Genomic DNA, 16,606 nt, shown 5'->3' on the forward strand with positions numbered 1-16,606 from the left:
TCATGCACGCGAACGAACCCTGGCCGAATGGCCAAAACCGCACGATTCGCCCCGCGTCCCGCGAGCGGGTTGTTAAAATTGCGGTCATCGTCCAGCCGTCCCCGTCCTCTTCCATGTCCCGCGCCCTCGAAATCCTCGACGAAGTATTTGGTTATCCCGCTTTTCGCGGCCAGCAGGGCGAAATCGTCGAACACGTCGCCGGCGGCGGCGATTGTCTCGTGCTGATGCCGACCGGCGGCGGCAAGTCGCTGTGCTATCAGATTCCGGCGCTCCTGCGTCGCGAGGCCGGACAGGGTGCCGGTATTGTCGTGTCGCCGCTGATCGCGCTGATGCAGGACCAGGTCGCCGCACTGAGCGAAGTGGGCGTGCGCGCGGCGTACCTGAATTCGACACTGTCGGGCGCCGAGGCCGCGGCGACCGAGCGGGCGCTGCGTGAAGGCGAAATCGACCTGCTGTATGTCGCGCCCGAACGGCTGATGACGGGGCGCTTCCTCGACCTGCTCGAGCGCGCGAAGATCGGCCTGTTCGCGATCGACGAAGCGCACTGCGTGTCGCAATGGGGGCACGATTTCCGCCCGGAATACATCCAGCTGTCGGTGCTGCACGAGCGATTTCCGTCGGTGCCGCGCATCGCATTGACCGCGACGGCCGATGCGATCACGCGCGACGAGATCATCCACCGTCTCGCGCTCGACGACGCGCGCGTGTTCGTGTCGAGCTTCGACCGTCCGAACATCCGCTACCGGATCGTCGAAAAGGATAACGCGCGATCGCAGCTGCTCGATTTCATCCGCGCCGAACACACGAATGCCGACGGCACGACGGATGCGGGTGTCGTCTATTGCCTGTCGCGTCGCAAGGTCGAGGAAACGGCCGAATGGCTGAAGGCGCAAGGCGTGCGTGCGCTGCCGTATCACGCGGGGATGGAGTTCGAGGTGCGGCAGAAGCACCAGGAAATGTTCCAGCGCGAGGAAGGCATCGTGATGTGTGCGACGATCGCGTTCGGCATGGGCATCGACAAGCCGGACGTGCGCTTCGTCGCGCACCTGGATCTGCCGAAGAGCGTCGAAGGCTACTACCAGGAAACGGGCCGCGCCGGCCGCGACGGGATGCCCGCGAATGCGTGGATGGCTTATGGGCTCGGCGACGTCGTCCAGCAGCGCAAGATGATCGACGAATCGGATGCGGACGACGCGCACAAGCGTGTCCAGACGTCGAAGCTCGACGCGCTGCTCGGGCTGTGCGAGACGATCTCGTGCCGCCGCGTGCGGCTGCTGAACTACTTCGGCGAGGAGAGCAAGCCGTGCGGCAACTGCGATACGTGTCTCGAGCCGCCCGCGTCATGGGACGCGACGCGTGAGGCGCAGATGGCGCTGTCGTGCGTGTTCCGCGCGCAGCGCGCGAGCGGCTTCAATTTCGGCTCGAGCCACCTGATCGAGGTCCTGCGCGGCGGGCGCACCGAGAAGGTGTTGCAGCGGGGCCACGACCAGCTGACGACGTTCGGGATCGGCGCGTCGCTGTCGGAGCCCGAGTGGCGCGCGATATTTCGGCAGCTCGTCGCGTACGGCTACCTGGCCGTCGATCACGGCGGCTTCGGTGCACTCGTGCTGACCGAGGCCGCGAAGCCGGTGTTGAAGAACGAGGAGAAGGTCACGCTGCGCCGCTACGTGAAGCCGCAGCGCACGCGCCAGTCGTCGGGCCGCAGCGGCACGCGCGTCGACCCGACTGCCGGCATGGGCACGCGCGAGCGCGCAAGGTGGGATGCGCTGCGCGCGTGGCGCGCGGAAACGGCGAAGACGGACGGCGTGCCGGCCTATGTGATCTTCCACGACGCGACGCTCGCCGAGATCGCACGCAACGCGCCGGAGACGATCGACGACCTGCGCCATATCCCCGGCATGGGGGTGCGCAAGCTGGAGCGCTTCGGCGACGAGATCATCGACGTCGTCGAGTCTGCCTGACACAGGCGTTCCGACCCTTCCGGTAAACCACGCGTCCGGCCGACGAATCACGCAAGCCGTTGACTTAGTTGGCATTTCCGGAATATGATGCTGGGTTCCGGTATTCGGTGGGCCGAGTTGCGTTCGAAAGCTCGCACCCGTTTCGCCGGTTCGGAAGTCAACTGTGCGCCGATTCTCGCTTTGCCCGAAATCGATGTGCAGATTTTGTTCAATTTCAGGAATAAACAATGCCAACCATCAACCAACTGGTTCGCAAAGGCCGTCAGTCGGAAACGACGAAGAGCAAGAGCCCGGCCCTGCAGGACTGCCCCCAGCGTCGCGGCGTGTGCACCCGTGTGTACACGACGACGCCGAAGAAGCCGAACTCGGCACTCCGTAAGGTCGCCAAGGTTCGTCTGACGAACGGCTTCGAAGTGATTTCGTACATCGGCGGTGAAGGCCACAACCTGCAGGAACACTCGGTTGTGCTGATCCGCGGCGGCCGTGTGAAGGACTTGCCGGGTGTGCGTTACCACATGGTTCGCGGCTCGCTGGATACCCAGGGCGTCAAGGACCGTAAGCAAGCGCGCTCGAAGTACGGCGCGAAGCGTGCAAAGGCTGCCAAGTAAGCAGTTTTTGATCAGGGATCGCCGCAGGGCGGTCAAGGCGGGAGTGCCGGATTGCCGGTGCTGTCGAGTAAGTGGTCACCCGGCCAAGCTGGTTAGTCGTGAAGATGTGATCGGGTTTGTTGGTGGCCGCGGAGCTGGAATCAGCTCCAACTGAACAAGTAAAGGAAGAATCATGCCGCGTCGTCGCGAAGTCCCCAAGCGGGAAGTGTTGCCGGATCCGAAGTTCGGTAACGTTGATGTAGCCAAGTTCATGAACATGCTGATGCTGTCCGGCAAGAAGTCGGTCGCAGAGCGCATCGTTTATGGCGCATTCGAACAGATCCAGACCAAGGGTGGCAAGGACCCGCTGGAAGTGTTCACGGTTGCGCTCAACAACGTCAAGCCGGTGGTCGAAGTGAAGAGCCGTCGCGTTGGTGGTGCCAACTATCAAGTTCCGGTCGAAGTGCGCCCGTCGCGTCGTATGGCATTGGCGATGCGCTGGCTGCGTGAGGCTGCGAAGAAGCGCAGCGAGAAGTCGATGGCTCTGCGCCTGGCAGGTGAACTCTCCGAAGCGGCCGAAGGCCGTGGCGGCGCGATGAAGAAGCGCGATGAAGTTCACCGCATGGCAGAAGCCAACCGCGCGTTCTCGCATTTCCGTTTCTAAGCGCCTGGCTGGGCTGTTTGCGGAAATAAATTCCGGGCGGGTGCGCTTTTCAGGCGCCTCGCCCGTTTGTGTTGAAGCATGATGCAGCAGGGCTGCATCGTGTCATCCCAGTAGAGGATCAAAGTGGCTCGCAAGACTCCTATCGAGCGCTACCGCAATATCGGTATTAGCGCTCACATCGACGCCGGCAAAACGACGACGACCGAGCGCATTCTGTTTTACACCGGTGTGAACCACAAGATCGGTGAAGTCCACGACGGCGCAGCCACGATGGACTGGATGGAGCAGGAACAGGAGCGTGGCATCACGATCACGTCCGCTGCTACCACGGCCTTCTGGAAGGGCATGGGCGGCAACTATCCGGAACACCGCATCAACATCATCGACACCCCGGGCCACGTCGACTTCACGATCGAAGTGGAGCGTTCGATGCGCGTGCTCGACGGCGCGTGCATGGTGTACTGCGCAGTGGGCGGCGTGCAGCCGCAGTCGGAAACGGTGTGGCGCCAGGCTAACAAGTACAAGGTGCCGCGTCTCGCGTTCGTCAACAAGATGGACCGTACCGGCGCGAACTTCTTCAAGGTCTACGACCAGCTCCGTCTGCGCCTGAAGGCGAACCCGGTTCCGGTCGTGGTGCCGATCGGCGCGGAAGAAAACTTCAAGGGCGTCGTCGACCTGATCAAGATGAAGGCGATCATTTGGGACGAAGCGTCGCAAGGCACGAAGTTCGACTACGTCGACATCCCGGCCGAGCTCGCAGAGACCTGCAAGGAATGGCGCGAAAAGATGGTCGAAGTGGCTGCTGAAGCCAGCGAAGACCTGATGAACAAGTACCTGGAAGAAGGCGATCTGCCGGAAGCCGACATCGTCAAGGCGCTGCGTGATCGTACGATCGCGTGCGAAATCCAGCCGATGCTGTGCGGTACCGCGTTCAAGAACAAGGGCGTGCAGCGTATGCTCGACGCCGTGATCGACTTCCTGCCGTCGCCGGTCGACATCCCGCCGGTCAAGGGCGAGCTCGAAAACGGTGAAGAAGCTGAGCGCAAGGCGTCGGACGACGAGAAGTTCTCGTCGCTCGCGTTCAAGATCATGACCGACCCGTTCGTCGGCCAGCTGATCTTCTTCCGTGTGTACTCGGGCGTCGTCAACTCGGGCGACACGCTGCTGAACTCGACCAAGGGCAAGAAGGAACGCCTCGGCCGTATTCTGCAGATGCACGCGAACCAGCGTGAAGAAATCAAGGAAGTCCGTGCAGGCGACATCGCTGCTGCGGTCGGCCTGAAGGAAGCGACCACCGGCGACACGCTGTGCGATCCGGCAAACCCGATCGTGCTCGAGCGCATGGTGTTCCCGGAGCCGGTGATTTCGCAGGCTGTCGAGCCGAAGACCAAGGCTGACCAGGAAAAGATGGGCCTGGCGCTGAACCGTCTGGCACAGGAAGATCCGTCGTTCCGCGTGCAGACCGACGAAGAGTCGGGCCAGACCATCATTTCGGGCATGGGCGAGCTCCACCTCGAAATTCTGGTCGACCGGATGAAGCGTGAATTCGGCGTGGAAGCGACCGTCGGCAAGCCGCAGGTTGCATACCGCGAAACGATTCGTTCGACGGCGAAGGACGTCGACGGCAAGTTCGTCAAGCAGTCGGGTGGTCGCGGCCAGTACGGTCACGCGGTCATCACGCTCGAGCCGAACGAACAAGGCAAGGGCTACGAGTTCTTCGACGAGATCAAGGGTGGTGTGATTCCGCGTGAATACATCCCGGCGGTCGACAAGGGTATCCAGGACACGCTGAAGTCGGGCGTGCTCGCCGGCTTCCCGGTCGTTGACGTGAAGGTTCACCTGACGTTCGGTTCGTACCACGACGTTGACTCGAACGAAAACGCGTTCCGCATGGCCGGTTCGATGGCGTTCAAGGAAGCAATGCGCAAGGCGAACCCGGTCGTCCTCGAGCCGATGATGGCTGTCGAAGTCGAGACGCCGGAAGACTACATGGGCAACGTGATGGGCGACCTGTCGGGCCGTCGCGGTATCGTCCAGGGCATGGAAGACATGGTTGGCGGCGGCAAGATCGTGCGCGCCGAAGTGCCGCTGTCGGAAATGTTCGGCTATTCGACGTCGCTGCGCTCGCTGACGCAAGGTCGTGCAACGTACACGATGGAGTTCAAGCACTACGCTGAAGCTCCGCGCAACGTTGCTGATGCGATCATCAGCGCGAAGTCGAAGTAATTCGCTATCTCAATCGATAATTTTTGAAAGAAGAGAATCATGGCAAAAGGTAAATTCGAGCGGACCAAGCCGCACGTGAACGTTGGTACGATTGGTCACGTTGACCACGGCAAGACGACGCTGACGGCAGCGATCACGACGGTTCTGACGAAGAAATTCGGCGGCGAAGCGAAGGCGTACGACCAGATCGACGCGGCACCGGAAGAAAAGGCGCGCGGCATCACGATCAACACGGCACACGTCGAGTACGAAACGGCTAACCGCCACTACGCACACGTCGACTGCCCGGGCCACGCTGACTATGTGAAGAACATGATCACGGGCGCAGCGCAGATGGACGGCGCGATCCTGGTTTGCTCGGCAGCAGACGGCCCGATGCCGCAAACGCGTGAGCACATCCTGCTGGCGCGTCAGGTTGGCGTTCCGTACATCATCGTGTTCCTGAACAAGTGCGACATGGTGGACGATGCTGAACTGCTCGAGCTGGTCGAGATGGAAGTTCGCGAACTCCTGTCGAAGTACGACTTCCCGGGCGACGACACGCCGATCGTGAAGGGTTCGGCCAAGCTGGCGCTGGAAGGCGACACGGGCGAGCTGGGCGAAGTGGCGATCATGAGCCTGGCAGACGCGCTGGACACGTACATCCCGACGCCGGAGCGTGCAGTTGACGGCGCGTTCCTGATGCCGGTGGAAGACGTGTTCTCGATCTCGGGCCGTGGTACGGTGGTGACGGGTCGTGTCGAGCGCGGCATCGTGAAGGTCGGCGAAGAAATCGAAATCGTCGGTATCAAGCCGACGGTGAAGACGACCTGCACGGGCGTTGAAATGTTCCGCAAGCTGCTGGACCAAGGTCAGGCAGGCGACAACGTCGGTATCCTGCTGCGCGGCACGAAGCGTGAAGACGTGGAGCGTGGCCAGGTTCTGGCGAAGCCGGGTTCGATCACGCCGCACACGCACTTCACGGCTGAAGTGTACGTGCTGAGCAAGGACGAAGGCGGCCGTCACACGCCGTTCTTCAACAACTACCGTCCGCAGTTCTACTTCCGTACGACGGACGTGACGGGCTCGATCGAGCTGCCGAAGGACAAGGAAATGGTGATGCCGGGCGACAACGTGTCGATCACGGTGAAGCTGATTGCTCCGATCGCGATGGAAGAAGGTCTGCGCTTCGCAATCCGCGAAGGCGGCCGTACGGTCGGCGCTGGCGTCGTCGCCAAGATCCTCGACTAAGATCGACGATCCGCGGGTCCTTCCGGGATCCGCGATCCCACGGTATGCAGTTGTACCGTCGAAACCGGGTGTTCAGCTTGCGCTGGCACCCGGTTTTTCTTTATGGCGTGCCGTCCGCACATTGACAAACCCGCACCACCTCTCCGATTTTTCGTGTAGAATCGCGGGCTTAGCAGTGGAAGTACCGTTCGGAACCTGTCGCTTCGCTCCCCGCAGGCAGCAGGTTTCGCGTTCTTTTAGTGTCCGGCGGTGCAACATCGCCTCGCTCTTTTCAAGGAATCGTCATGCAGCAACAGAAAATCCGCATTCGCCTGAAGGCTTTCGACTATCGTCTGATCGATCAATCGGCTGCCGAAATCGTCGATACCGCGAAGCGGACTGGCGCAATCGTCCGTGGCCCGGTGCCGCTGCCGACGCGCATTCAGCGTTTTGACATCCTGCGTTCGCCGCACGTCAACAAGACGTCGCGCGATCAGCTCGAAATCCGTACCCACCAGCGCCTGATGGACATCGTCGATCCGACCGACAAGACGGTTGACGCGCTGATGAAGCTCGACCTGCCGGCTGGCGTCGACGTGGAAATCAAGCTGCAGTAAGGCTTTCGGCGCCTTCCGGCTTGCCGGGTGGCGCTAAGTCTTTGTATTGCTTGCGGAAATCGAGAAGTCGGGCTATACTGCTTGGCTTTTCGCGTATTCGCGTAAAAAAGTTGGGCCTTGCGTGCCCGGCATTTTGTAAATCAGCCCCGACCAATCGCAGTCGGGAATGGAGAAAATGATGAGCCTTGGACTCGTAGGTCGCAAGGTTGGCATGACCCGTATCTTCACGGCTGAAGGGGATTCGATTCCCGTCACCGTGCTGGACGTGTCGGACAACCGCGTGACGCAGATCAAGACTGTTGAAACCGACGGCTACACGGCCGTGCAGGTTGCATTCGGCTCCCGTCGTGCATCGCGCGTGACGAAGCCGCTGGCAGGTCATCTCGCCAAAGCCGGTGTCGAAGCCGGTGAAATCCTCAAGGAATTCCGCATTGACGCGGCCAAGGCAGCTGAGCTGTCGAATGGCGCCGTGGTCGGTGCTGATCTTTTCGAAGTGGGCCAGAAGGTCGACGTGCAAGGCGTGTCGATCGGTAAGGGCTACGCCGGTACGATCAAGCGTTACAACTTCTCCTCCGGCCGTGCGACGCACGGTAACTCGCGCTCGCACAACGTGCCGGGCTCGATCGGTATGGCGCAGGATCCGGGTCGTGTTTTCCCGGGTAAACGCATGACGGGTCACATGGGTGACGTGACGGTGACGGTGCAGAACCTCGAAATCGCTCGTATCGACGCAGAGCGCAAGCTGCTGCTCGTGAAGGGTGCGATTCCGGGCGCGAAGGGCGGCAAGGTCTTCGTGACGCCGGCCGTCAAGACCAAGGGGGCGAAATAATGGAACTCAAGCTCCTGAACGAAAATGGTCAGGAAGGTGCAGTGGTCAACGCATCGGACGTCGTGTTCGGTCGTGACTACAACGAAGCGCTGATCCACCAGGTCGTCGTCGCTTACCAGGCGAATGCTCGCCAGGGTAACCGCGCACAGAAGGACCGTGAGCAAGTCAAGCACACGACCAAGAAGCCGTGGCGCCAGAAGGGTACGGGCCGTGCTCGTGCCGGTATGTCGTCGAGCCCGCTGTGGCGTGGCGGTGGTCGTATCTTCCCGAATTCGCCGGAAGAAAACTTCTCGCACAAGGTCAACAAGAAGATGCATCGCGCAGGTCTCTGCTCGATCTTCTCGCAGCTGGCCCGTGAAGGCCGTCTGTCGGTCGTCGAGGACATCATCCTCGAAGCGCCGAAGACCAAGCTGCTGGCCGACAAATTCAAGACCATGGGTCTCGACTCCGTGCTGATCATCACCGACACGGTTGACGAGAACCTGTACCTGGCTTCGCGCAACCTGCCGCACGTGGCGATTGTCGAGCCGCGCTACGCTGACCCGCTGTCGCTGATCTACTTCAAGAAAGTGCTGGTCACGAAGGCTGCGGTCGCCCAGATCGAGGAGTTGCTGTCATGAGCGAGATTCGCAAGAACGATCATCGTTTGATGCAGGTCCTGCTCGCACCGGTGATCTCGGAAAAGGCGACGCTGGTTGCCGACAAGAACGAGCAAGTCGTGTTCGAAGTCGCACCGGATGCCACGAAGCAGGAAGTGAAGGCGGCTGTCGAGCTGCTGTTCAAGGTTGAAGTTGATTCCGTCAACGTGCTGGTTCAGAAGGGCAAGCAAAAGCGCTTCGGCCGTTCGATGGGCCGCCGCAAGGACGTGAAGAAGGCGTACGTTTGCCTGAAGCCCGGCCAGGAAATCAACTTTGAAGCGGAGGCCAAGTAATCATGGCAATCGTTAAAGTTAAGCCGACATCGCCGGGTCGCCGCGCGATGGTCAAGGTGGTCAACAAGAACCTGCACCAGGGCAAGCCGTTCGCGGCACTGCTCGACTCGCAGAGCTCGACCGCCGGCCGTAACAACAATGGCCGTATCACCACGCGTCACAAGGGTGGTGGTCACAAGCAACACTATCGTATCGTCGATTTCCGTCGCACGAAGGATGGCATCCCGGCAAAGGTCGAACGTCTCGAGTACGACCCGAACCGCAGCGCGAACATCGCGCTGGTGCTCTACGCAGACGGCGAACGTCGCTACATCATCGCCCCGAAGGGCCTGACCGTCGGCCAACAGCTGATGTCGGGTTCGGAAGCGCCGATCCGTGCAGGCAACACGCTGCCGATCCGCAACATTCCGGTCGGTACGACGATCCACTGCATCGAGATGCTGCCGGGCAAGGGCGCGCAAATGGCGCGTTCGGCTGGCACGTCGGCCATGCTGCTCGCACGTGAAGGCGTCTACGCGCAGGTTCGTCTGCGTTCGGGCGAAATCCGCCGCGTGCACATCGAGTGCCGTGCAACGATCGGTGAAGTCGGCAACGAAGAGCATAGCCTGCGCCAGATCGGCAAGGCTGGCGCGAACCGCTGGCGCGGTATCCGCCCGACGGTGCGTGGCGTTGCGATGAACCCGGTTGATCACCCGCACGGTGGTGGTGAGGGCAAGACGGCTGCAGGTCGCGACCCGGTGAGCCCGTGGGGTACGCCGGCTAAGGGTTACCGCACCCGCAGCAACAAGCGCACGACGACGATGATCGTCCAGCGCCGTCACAAGCGTTAAGGAGTAGGCAATGGCACGTTCTGTTAAAAAAGGTCCGTTCTGCGACGCCCATTTGCTGAAGAAAGTTGAGGCGGCTGCAGCTTCGCGCGACAAAAAGCCGATCAAGACCTGGTCGCGTCGCTCGACGATTCTGCCGGATTTCATCGGCCTGACGATCGCTGTTCACAACGGCCGTCAACACGTTCCGGTGTACATCTCGGAAAACATGGTCGGCCACAAGCTTGGCGAGTTCGCACTGACCCGTACGTTCAAGGGTCACGCAGCCGACAAGAAGGCCAAGAAATAAGGGGCAATCAAGATGGAAGTGAAAGCAATTCATCGCGGTGCCCGCATCTCGGCGCAGAAAACGCGCCTTGTGGCTGACCAGATCCGCGGTTTGCCGGTCGACAAGGCGCTGAACGTTCTGACGTTCTCGCCGAAGAAGGCGGCTGGCATCGTGAAGAAGGTTGTGCTGTCGGCAATCGCGAATGCGGAGCACAACGAAGGCGCTGATATCGACGAGCTCAAGATCAAGAGCATCTACGTCGACAAGGCTGCATCGCTCAAGCGTTTCACCGCGCGCGCCAAGGGCCGCGGTAACCGCATCGAGAAGCAATCCTGTCACATCACTGTGACGGTCGGGAATTAAGGAGCCATACGATGGGACAGAAAATTCATCCGACTGGCTTCCGCCTGGCTGTCAGCCGCAATTGGGCTTCGCGTTGGTACGCGAACAACAACAATTTCGCGGCGATGCTGCAGGAAGACATCGGTGTTCGTGAATACCTGAAGAAGAAGCTGAAGAACGCTTCGGTCGGTCGGGTGGTCATCGAGCGTCCGGCGAAGAACGCGCGCATCACGATTTACAGCTCGCGTCCGGGCGTGGTCATCGGCAAGAAGGGCGAGGATATCGAACAGCTGAAGACGGAACTGCAACGCCGCATGGGCGTGCCGGTTCACGTCAACATCGAAGAAATCCGCAAGCCGGAAACCGATGCTCAGCTGATCGCTGACTCGATCACGCAGCAGCTCGAGCGCCGGATCATGTTCCGTCGCGCGATGAAGCGTGCGATGCAGAACGCGATGCGTCTGGGTGCCCAAGGCATCAAGATCATGAGCGCAGGCCGTCTGAACGGTATCGAAATCGCTCGTACGGAGTGGTATCGCGAAGGTCGCGTGCCCCTTCACACGCTGCGTGCTGATATCGACTACGCGACTTCGGAAGCGAAGACGACTTACGGGATCATCGGCGTCAAGGTGTGGGTCTACAAGGGCGATACGCTCGGCCGCAACGACGCACCGGTGGTGGAAGAAGTAGCCGAAGACAAGCGTCCGCGTCGCAATGCGCGTCCGGGCGACCGTCGTCCGCGCCGTGACGGCGAAGGCGGCGCTCCGGGTGCTCGTCGTGGCGCACCGCGCCGTGGCGCCGGCAAGCCCGAAGACGGCAAGACTGGAGAATAACGATGCTGCAACCGAAACGCAGAAAGTATCGTAAAGAGCAGAAGGGTCGTAACACCGGCAAGGCGACGCGCGGCAACGCAGTGTCGTTCGGTGAATTCGGCCTGAAGGCGATCGGTCGCGGTCGTTTGACCGCACGTCAGATTGAAGCGGCGCGTCGTGCAATGACGCGTCACATCAAGCGTGGCGGCCGCATCTGGATCCGGATCTTCCCGGACAAGCCGATTTCGCAGAAGCCGGCCGAAGTGCGTATGGGTAACGGTAAGGGTAACCCGGAGTACTACGTCGCCGAGATTCAGCCGGGCAAGATGCTCTATGAAATGGACGGCGTAACCGAAGAACTGGCACGCGAAGCGTTCCGTCTGGCTGCAGCCAAGCTGCCGCTGAAGACGGCATTCATCGTGCGCCAGCTCGGCGCCTAAGGAGAAAACATGAAGGCTTCCGAACTTCTCCAGAAAGACCAGGCCGCGCTCAACAAGGAGCTGGCGGACCTGCTGAAGGCGCAATTCGGCCTGCGCATGCAACTCGCGACCCAGCAGCTCACGAACACGAGCCAGCTGAAGAAGGTTCGTCGCGACATCGCACGTGTGCGGACCGTCATGACTCAGAAGGCGAACCAGAAATGAACGATAGCGTGAAAACCTCGCTGAAGCGGACGCTGGTCGGTCGGGTCGTCAGCAACAAGATGGACAAGACCGTCACCGTGCTGATCGAGCACCGCGTCAAGCATCCGATCTACGGCAAGTATGTCGTGCGCTCGAAGAAGTACCACGCGCACGATGAAGCGAACACCTACAACGAAGGCGATCTCGTCGAAATCCAGGAAACTCGTCCTGTTTCGAAGACGAAGGCCTGGACGGTGTCGCGCCTCGTCGAAGCCGCTCGCGTCATCTAAGCGGGCAGCGCAGTAGGCAGTAACGGGCACTTCTCCACGAAGTGCTTGAAATCGCAAAGTTTTTGCTTGCGTGACCAGGGTTATTTGTTATAATCCTGGTCTTCCCTCTTTATGGGAGCCCCGTCGCGGGCGAAGTTGGTGGGGGAAGCGGACTGGCGCCTGCCTGTCCGAAAGATTCACCGAATTGCGATGGCGGGTTTCGTTTGCCGTCGCTGCTGTTCCAACCCAAGCAGCCGATTGGCTGACGGGACCAAGACTGACCGAATGCATCATGGTGGTGCATCCGGATTAAGTTGGGAAAGACAAACCATGATCCAGACCGAATCTCGGCTCGAAGTAGCCGACAACACGGGTGCACGTGAAGTCCTGTGCATCAAGGTGCTCGGCGGCTCGAAGCGTCGTTATGCCGGCATTGGCGACATCATCAAGGTGAGCGTCAAAGAGGCAACGCCGCGCGGGCGCGTGAAGAAAGGCGAAATTTACAACGCCGTGGTGGTCCGCACCGCCAAGGGCGTGCGCCGTCAAGACGGCTCGCTGATCAAGTTCGACGGCAACGCCGCTGTGCTTTTGAATAACAAGCTCGAGCCGATCGGCACCCGTATCTTCGGGCCGGTGACGCGTGAGCTGCGTAGCGAACGATTCATGAAGATCGTTTCGCTGGCGCCGGAAGTGCTGTAAGGAGTCGCGATGAACAAGATTCGCAAAGGTGACGAAGTCATCGTCGTCACTGGCAAGGACAAGGGCAAGCGCGGCGTCGTGCTGGCTGTCGGTGCAGAGCATGTGACGGTTGAAGGTATCAACCTCGTCAAGAAGCATGTGAAGCCGAACCCGATGAAGGGTACGACGGGTGGCGTGGAAGCGAAGACGATGCCCCTGCATATTTCGAACGTCGCACTGGTCGACGCGAATGGCAAGGCGTCGCGTGTTGGCATCAAGGTCGAGGAAGGCAAGAAGGTTCGCTTCCTGAAGACGACCGGTGCCGTACTGAGCGCCTGACGCAGCGGAGTAAAAAATGGCTCGTTTTCAAGAGTTTTACAAAGAAAAGGTTGTGCCCGGCCTGATCGAGAAGTTCGGTTACAAGTCGGTCATGGAAGTGCCGCGCATCACCAAGATCACGCTGAACATGGGTCTTGGCGAAGCGATCGCTGACAAGAAGATCATCGAGAACGCCGTTGGCGACCTCACGAAGATCGCTGGTCAGAAGCCGGTCGTGACGAAGGCACGCAAGGCAATCGCAGGCTTCAAGATCCGCCAGGGTTACCCGATCGGCGCGATGGTGACGCTGCGTGGCCGTGCAATGTACGAATTCCTCGACCGTTTCGTGACGGTTGCCCTGCCCCGCGTGCGTGACTTCCGCGGCGTGTCGGGTCGTGCTTTCGATGGCCGTGGCAACTACAACATCGGTGTGAAAGAGCAGATCATTTTCCCCGAAATCGACTACGACAAGATCGACGCACTGCGTGGGCTGAACATCAGCATCACGACGACTGCGAAGACCGACGACGAAGCAAAGGCTCTGCTCGCCAGCTTCAAGTTCCCGTTCAGAAACTGAGGTTACCGTGGCTAAACTGGCACTGATCGAACGTGAAAAGAAGCGCGCCCGCCTGGTCGCGAAGTTCGCAGCAAAGCGCGATGCGCTGAAGGCGATCGTTGAAGACCAAAGCAAGTCGGAAGAAGAGCGCTACGAAGCACGCCTTGAGCTGCAGCAATTGCCCCGCAACGCAAACCCGACCCGCCAGCGTAACCGCTGCGCGATCACGGGCCGTCCGCGTGGCACGTTCCGTAAATTCGGCCTCGCGCGTAACAAGATTCGTGAAATCGCATTCCGTGGCGAGATTCCTGGCCTGACCAAGGCGAGCTGGTAATAGGAGAAACGTAAATGAGCATGAGTGATCCTATCGCCGATATGCTGACTCGCATCCGCAACGCGCAGATGGTCGAGAAGGTATCGGTTGCGATGCCCTCGTCGAAGGTCAAGGTTGCAATCGCGCAAGTCCTGAAGGACGAAGGTTACATCGACGATTTCGCTGTCAAGGCGGAAGGTGCGAAGTCCGAACTGAATATCGCGCTGAAGTACTACGCAGGTCGCCCGGTCATCGAACGCCTCGAGCGCGTGTCGAAGCCTGGTCTGCGCGTGTACCGCGGCCGTAACGACATTCCGCAGGTCATGAACGGCCTGGGCGTGGCAATCGTGTCGACGCCGAAGGGCGTGATGACCGACCGCAAGGCGCGCGCTACTGGCGTCGGCGGCGAAGTCATCTGCTACGTCGCTTAAAGCCGAGGAGAGAGAAACATGTCTCGAGTAGGTAAGAGCCCGATCGCGCTGCAAGGCGCGGAAGTCAAGCTGGCCGACGGTGCGATCACCGTCAAGGGCCCGCTGGGCACCATCACGCAAGCGATCAATCCGCTCGTGAACGTGGCGAACAACGACGGCACGCTGAACCTGTCGCCGGTGGACGAAAGCCGCGAAGCAAATGCACTGTCGGGCACGATGCGCGCGATCATCGCGAATGCCGTGCACGGCGTGACCAAGGGTTTCGAGCGCAAGCTGACGCTGGTTGGCGTCGGTTATCGTGCGCAAGCGCAAGGCGACAAGCTGAACCTGTCGCTGGGTTTCTCGCACCCGGTGGTGCACCAGATGCCGGAAGGCGTCAAGGCAGAAACCCCGACGCAAACCGAAATCGTGATCAAGGGGATCAACAAGCAACAAGTCGGTCAAGTAGCTGCGGAAGTTCGCGGTTACCGTCCGCCGGAGCCGTACAAGGGCAAGGGCGTGCGCTATTCCGACGAGGTTGTGATCCTCAAAGAAACGAAGAAGAAGTAAGGGTGCGCAATCATGGATAAGACTCAATCTCGCCTGCGCCGCGCTCGCCAGACGCGTATCAAGATCGCTGAGCTGCAGGTCGCGCGTCTCGCCGTGCATCGCACGAACACGCACATCTACGCTCAAGTGTTCTCGCCCTGCGGCACCAAGGTGCTCGCCAGCGCGTCGACGCTCGAAGCAGAAGTGCGCGCTGAACTGGCCGACAAGTCGGGCAAGGGCGGCAACGTTAATGCCGCGACGCTGATCGGCAAGCGTATTGCCGAGAAGGCAAAGGCTGCCGGCATCGAATCCGTCGCCTTCGACCGCTCGGGCTTCCGCTACCACGGCCGCGTCAAGGCGCTGGCTGAGGCAGCTCGCGAAGCTGGGCTCAAGTTCTAAGGAAGGAATTCGTCATGGCAAAGATGCAAGCGAAAGTTCAGGCTGACGAGCGCGACGACGGCCTTCGCGAAAAGATGATTTCGGTCAACCGCGTGACCAAGGTCGTGAAGGGTGGCCGTATTCTCGGCTTCGCCGCACTGACCGTGGTTGGCGACGGCGATGGCCGCATCGGTATGGGCAAGGGCAAGGCGAAGGAAGTGCCGGTCGCTGTCCAGAAGGCAATGGAACAAGCTCGCCGCAACATGTTCAAGGTGCCGCTCAAGAACGGCACGCTGCAACACGAAGTGCACGGCAAGCATGGCGCATCCGCTGTCCTCCTCGCTCCGGCGAAGGCAGGTACGGGCGTGATCGCCGGCGGCCCGATGCGCGCAGTGTTCGACGTGATGGGCGTTCAGAACGTCGTGGCAAAGAGCCACGGTTCGACGAACCCGTACAACCTCGTTCGCGCCACGCTGGACGGTCTGCGCAAGCAGTCCACCCCGGCAGACATCGCGGCGAAGCGCGGCAAGTCCGTCGAAGAAATTTTGGGCTAAGCCCGGGTGGTCACCATGTCTGAAAAAACTGTCAAGGTTCAGCTCGTTAAGAGCCTGATCGGGACCCGCGAATCGCACCGCGCGACCGTGCGTGGCCTGGGCCTGCGCCGACTCAACTCGGTCAGCGAGCTTCAGGACACGCCGGCGGTCCGCGGCATGATCAACAAGGTCTCGTACCTCGTTAAGGTCATCGCGTAAGCGGCCCTACGGATCAAGGAGTTGATATGGAATTGAATAACCTGAAGCCGGCAGCTGGCGCCAAGCACGCCAAGCGTCGCGTCGGCCGTGGCATCGGTTCGGGCCTCGGCAAGACGGCTGGCCGTGGTCACAAGGGTCAGAAATCGCGTTCGGGCGGCTTCCACAAAGTCGGTTTCGAAGGCGGTCAGATGCCGCTGCAACGTCGTCTGCCGAAGCGCGGCTTCACGTCGCTGACGAAGGAATTCGTCGGTGAAGTGCGCCTGGGCGACCTCGAGAAGCTGCCGGTCGATGAGATCGATCTGCTCGCACTGAAGCAAGCCGGCCTGGTCGGCGAGCTGACGAAGAGCGCAAAGATCATCGCGACGGGCGAACTGAAGCGCAAGATCGTCGTGAAGGGTCTCGGTGCCACCAAGGGTGCGCGTGCTGCGATCGAAGCGGCTGGCGGTTCGTTCGCCGAGTGACACGCTAGCGCGTCGTCATTTGCATT

At 60.6% G+C, this 16,606-nt stretch carries 26 protein-coding genes; all 26 read left to right on the forward strand.

The features are described 5' to 3' along the window. The first annotated feature begins 113 nt into the window (after positions 1 to 113). The 26 genes from recQ (at position 114) to rplO (ending at position 16,580) form a co-directional block, all read left to right on the forward strand. A complete protein-coding gene (gene recQ, locus AB3K92_RS23725; RefSeq protein WP_369465935.1) occupies positions 114 to 1,961 on the forward strand; it encodes a DNA helicase RecQ in 1,848 nt (615 codons plus the stop codon). Positions 1,962 to 2,188: 227 nt separating this feature from the next. Continuing rightward, the gene (rpsL, locus tag AB3K92_RS23730; RefSeq protein WP_006400662.1) at positions 2,189 to 2,569 is read left to right on the forward strand and encodes a 30S ribosomal protein S12; all 381 of its coding nucleotides are present in this window, start codon (positions 2,189 to 2,191) and stop codon (positions 2,567 to 2,569) included. A 172-nt stretch (positions 2,570 to 2,741) separates the two neighbouring features. Next, positions 2,742 to 3,212, forward strand: a complete 471-nt coding sequence (rpsG, locus tag AB3K92_RS23735; RefSeq protein WP_006477195.1) for a 30S ribosomal protein S7 — start codon at positions 2,742 to 2,744, stop codon at positions 3,210 to 3,212. A 123-nt stretch (positions 3,213 to 3,335) separates the two neighbouring features. Then, positions 3,336 to 5,438, forward strand: a complete 2,103-nt coding sequence (fusA, locus tag AB3K92_RS23740; protein ID WP_021161762.1) for an elongation factor G — start codon at positions 3,336 to 3,338, stop codon at positions 5,436 to 5,438. A 39-nt stretch (positions 5,439 to 5,477) separates the two neighbouring features. Beyond that, positions 5,478 to 6,668: an elongation factor Tu gene (tuf, locus tag AB3K92_RS23745; RefSeq protein ID WP_057056448.1), complete on the forward strand. Its 1,191-nt coding sequence runs from the start codon at positions 5,478 to 5,480 to the stop codon at positions 6,666 to 6,668. A 284-nt stretch (positions 6,669 to 6,952) separates the two neighbouring features. Next, the gene (rpsJ, locus tag AB3K92_RS23750; protein WP_004199280.1) at positions 6,953 to 7,264 is read left to right on the forward strand and encodes a 30S ribosomal protein S10; all 312 of its coding nucleotides are present in this window, start codon (positions 6,953 to 6,955) and stop codon (positions 7,262 to 7,264) included. Between the two features lie 178 nt (positions 7,265 to 7,442). Further along, positions 7,443 to 8,093, forward strand: coding sequence for a 50S ribosomal protein L3 (gene rplC, locus AB3K92_RS23755; protein ID WP_006482922.1), 651 nt, complete (start codon positions 7,443 to 7,445; stop codon positions 8,091 to 8,093). Further along, entirely contained in the window at positions 8,093 to 8,713 is a 621-nt protein-coding gene (gene rplD / locus AB3K92_RS23760; protein ID WP_006477192.1) for a 50S ribosomal protein L4, read from the forward strand. The genes rplC and rplD overlap by 1 nt, the downstream gene beginning before the upstream one ends. Further along, positions 8,710 to 9,024, forward strand: a complete 315-nt coding sequence (rplW, locus tag AB3K92_RS23765) for a 50S ribosomal protein L23 (RefSeq protein WP_004199275.1) — start codon at positions 8,710 to 8,712, stop codon at positions 9,022 to 9,024. The genes rplD and rplW overlap by 4 nt, the downstream gene beginning before the upstream one ends. A gap of 2 nt (positions 9,025 to 9,026) precedes the next feature. After that, positions 9,027 to 9,854 (forward strand): 50S ribosomal protein L2, encoded by an 828-nt coding sequence (rplB, locus tag AB3K92_RS23770; RefSeq protein WP_006482900.1) that lies wholly within the window; start codon positions 9,027 to 9,029, stop codon positions 9,852 to 9,854. A gap of 10 nt (positions 9,855 to 9,864) precedes the next feature. After that, positions 9,865 to 10,140: a 30S ribosomal protein S19 gene (gene rpsS / locus AB3K92_RS23775; RefSeq protein WP_004199273.1), complete on the forward strand. Its 276-nt coding sequence runs from the start codon at positions 9,865 to 9,867 to the stop codon at positions 10,138 to 10,140. A 12-nt stretch (positions 10,141 to 10,152) separates the two neighbouring features. Further along, positions 10,153 to 10,482, forward strand: a complete 330-nt coding sequence (gene rplV, locus AB3K92_RS23780) for a 50S ribosomal protein L22 (protein ID WP_004199272.1) — start codon at positions 10,153 to 10,155, stop codon at positions 10,480 to 10,482. Between the two features lie 11 nt (positions 10,483 to 10,493). Further along, entirely contained in the window at positions 10,494 to 11,294 is an 801-nt protein-coding gene (gene rpsC, locus AB3K92_RS23785; RefSeq protein ID WP_006482899.1) for a 30S ribosomal protein S3, read from the forward strand. 2 nt (positions 11,295 to 11,296) lie between these two features. Continuing rightward, complete coding sequence (gene rplP, locus AB3K92_RS23790; RefSeq protein WP_006482873.1) at positions 11,297 to 11,713, forward strand: 50S ribosomal protein L16; 417 nt, start codon at positions 11,297 to 11,299, stop codon at positions 11,711 to 11,713. Between the two features lie 9 nt (positions 11,714 to 11,722). After that, on the forward strand, positions 11,723 to 11,917 hold the full coding sequence (gene rpmC / locus AB3K92_RS23795; protein ID WP_006400652.1) for a 50S ribosomal protein L29: 195 nt from the start codon (positions 11,723 to 11,725) through the stop codon (positions 11,915 to 11,917). Continuing rightward, entirely contained in the window at positions 11,914 to 12,186 is a 273-nt protein-coding gene (rpsQ, locus tag AB3K92_RS23800; RefSeq protein WP_006477189.1) for a 30S ribosomal protein S17, read from the forward strand. Before rpmC ends, rpsQ begins: the two co-directional genes overlap by 4 nt. A 309-nt stretch (positions 12,187 to 12,495) precedes the next feature. After that, positions 12,496 to 12,864: a 50S ribosomal protein L14 gene (gene rplN / locus AB3K92_RS23805; RefSeq protein WP_006482918.1), complete on the forward strand. Its 369-nt coding sequence runs from the start codon at positions 12,496 to 12,498 to the stop codon at positions 12,862 to 12,864. Between the two features lie 9 nt (positions 12,865 to 12,873). Further along, complete coding sequence (gene rplX / locus AB3K92_RS23810; RefSeq protein ID WP_006477187.1) at positions 12,874 to 13,182, forward strand: 50S ribosomal protein L24; 309 nt, start codon at positions 12,874 to 12,876, stop codon at positions 13,180 to 13,182. 16 nt (positions 13,183 to 13,198) lie between these two features. Next, the gene (gene rplE / locus AB3K92_RS23815) at positions 13,199 to 13,738 is read left to right on the forward strand and encodes a 50S ribosomal protein L5 (RefSeq protein ID WP_006482882.1); all 540 of its coding nucleotides are present in this window, start codon (positions 13,199 to 13,201) and stop codon (positions 13,736 to 13,738) included. Between the two features lie 7 nt (positions 13,739 to 13,745). Next, on the forward strand, positions 13,746 to 14,051 hold the full coding sequence (rpsN, locus tag AB3K92_RS23820) for a 30S ribosomal protein S14 (protein ID WP_011350676.1): 306 nt from the start codon (positions 13,746 to 13,748) through the stop codon (positions 14,049 to 14,051). Positions 14,052 to 14,065: 14 nt separating this feature from the next. Beyond that, positions 14,066 to 14,461, forward strand: coding sequence for a 30S ribosomal protein S8 (rpsH, locus tag AB3K92_RS23825; RefSeq protein WP_006477185.1), 396 nt, complete (start codon positions 14,066 to 14,068; stop codon positions 14,459 to 14,461). Positions 14,462 to 14,479: 18 nt separating this feature from the next. Beyond that, a complete protein-coding gene (rplF, locus tag AB3K92_RS23830; RefSeq protein WP_006758786.1) occupies positions 14,480 to 15,010 on the forward strand; it encodes a 50S ribosomal protein L6 in 531 nt (176 codons plus the stop codon). Between the two features lie 12 nt (positions 15,011 to 15,022). After that, on the forward strand, positions 15,023 to 15,388 hold the full coding sequence (gene rplR / locus AB3K92_RS23835; protein WP_006477183.1) for a 50S ribosomal protein L18: 366 nt from the start codon (positions 15,023 to 15,025) through the stop codon (positions 15,386 to 15,388). 14 nt (positions 15,389 to 15,402) lie between these two features. Continuing rightward, positions 15,403 to 15,921 carry a 30S ribosomal protein S5 gene (gene rpsE / locus AB3K92_RS23840; RefSeq protein ID WP_006482895.1) on the forward strand — a complete coding sequence of 173 codons (519 nt, stop codon included), beginning with the start codon at positions 15,403 to 15,405 and terminating at the stop codon, positions 15,919 to 15,921. Between the two features lie 15 nt (positions 15,922 to 15,936). After that, entirely contained in the window at positions 15,937 to 16,119 is a 183-nt protein-coding gene (rpmD, locus tag AB3K92_RS23845; protein ID WP_006400644.1) for a 50S ribosomal protein L30, read from the forward strand. A gap of 26 nt (positions 16,120 to 16,145) precedes the next feature. Further along, complete coding sequence (rplO, locus tag AB3K92_RS23850; protein WP_006482880.1) at positions 16,146 to 16,580, forward strand: 50S ribosomal protein L15; 435 nt, start codon at positions 16,146 to 16,148, stop codon at positions 16,578 to 16,580. The last annotated feature ends 26 nt before the right edge of the window (positions 16,581 to 16,606 follow it).

Source organism: Burkholderia sp. Bmkn7, assembly GCF_041103175.1.
Lineage (GTDB): Bacteria > Pseudomonadota > Gammaproteobacteria > Burkholderiales > Burkholderiaceae > Burkholderia > Burkholderia cepacia.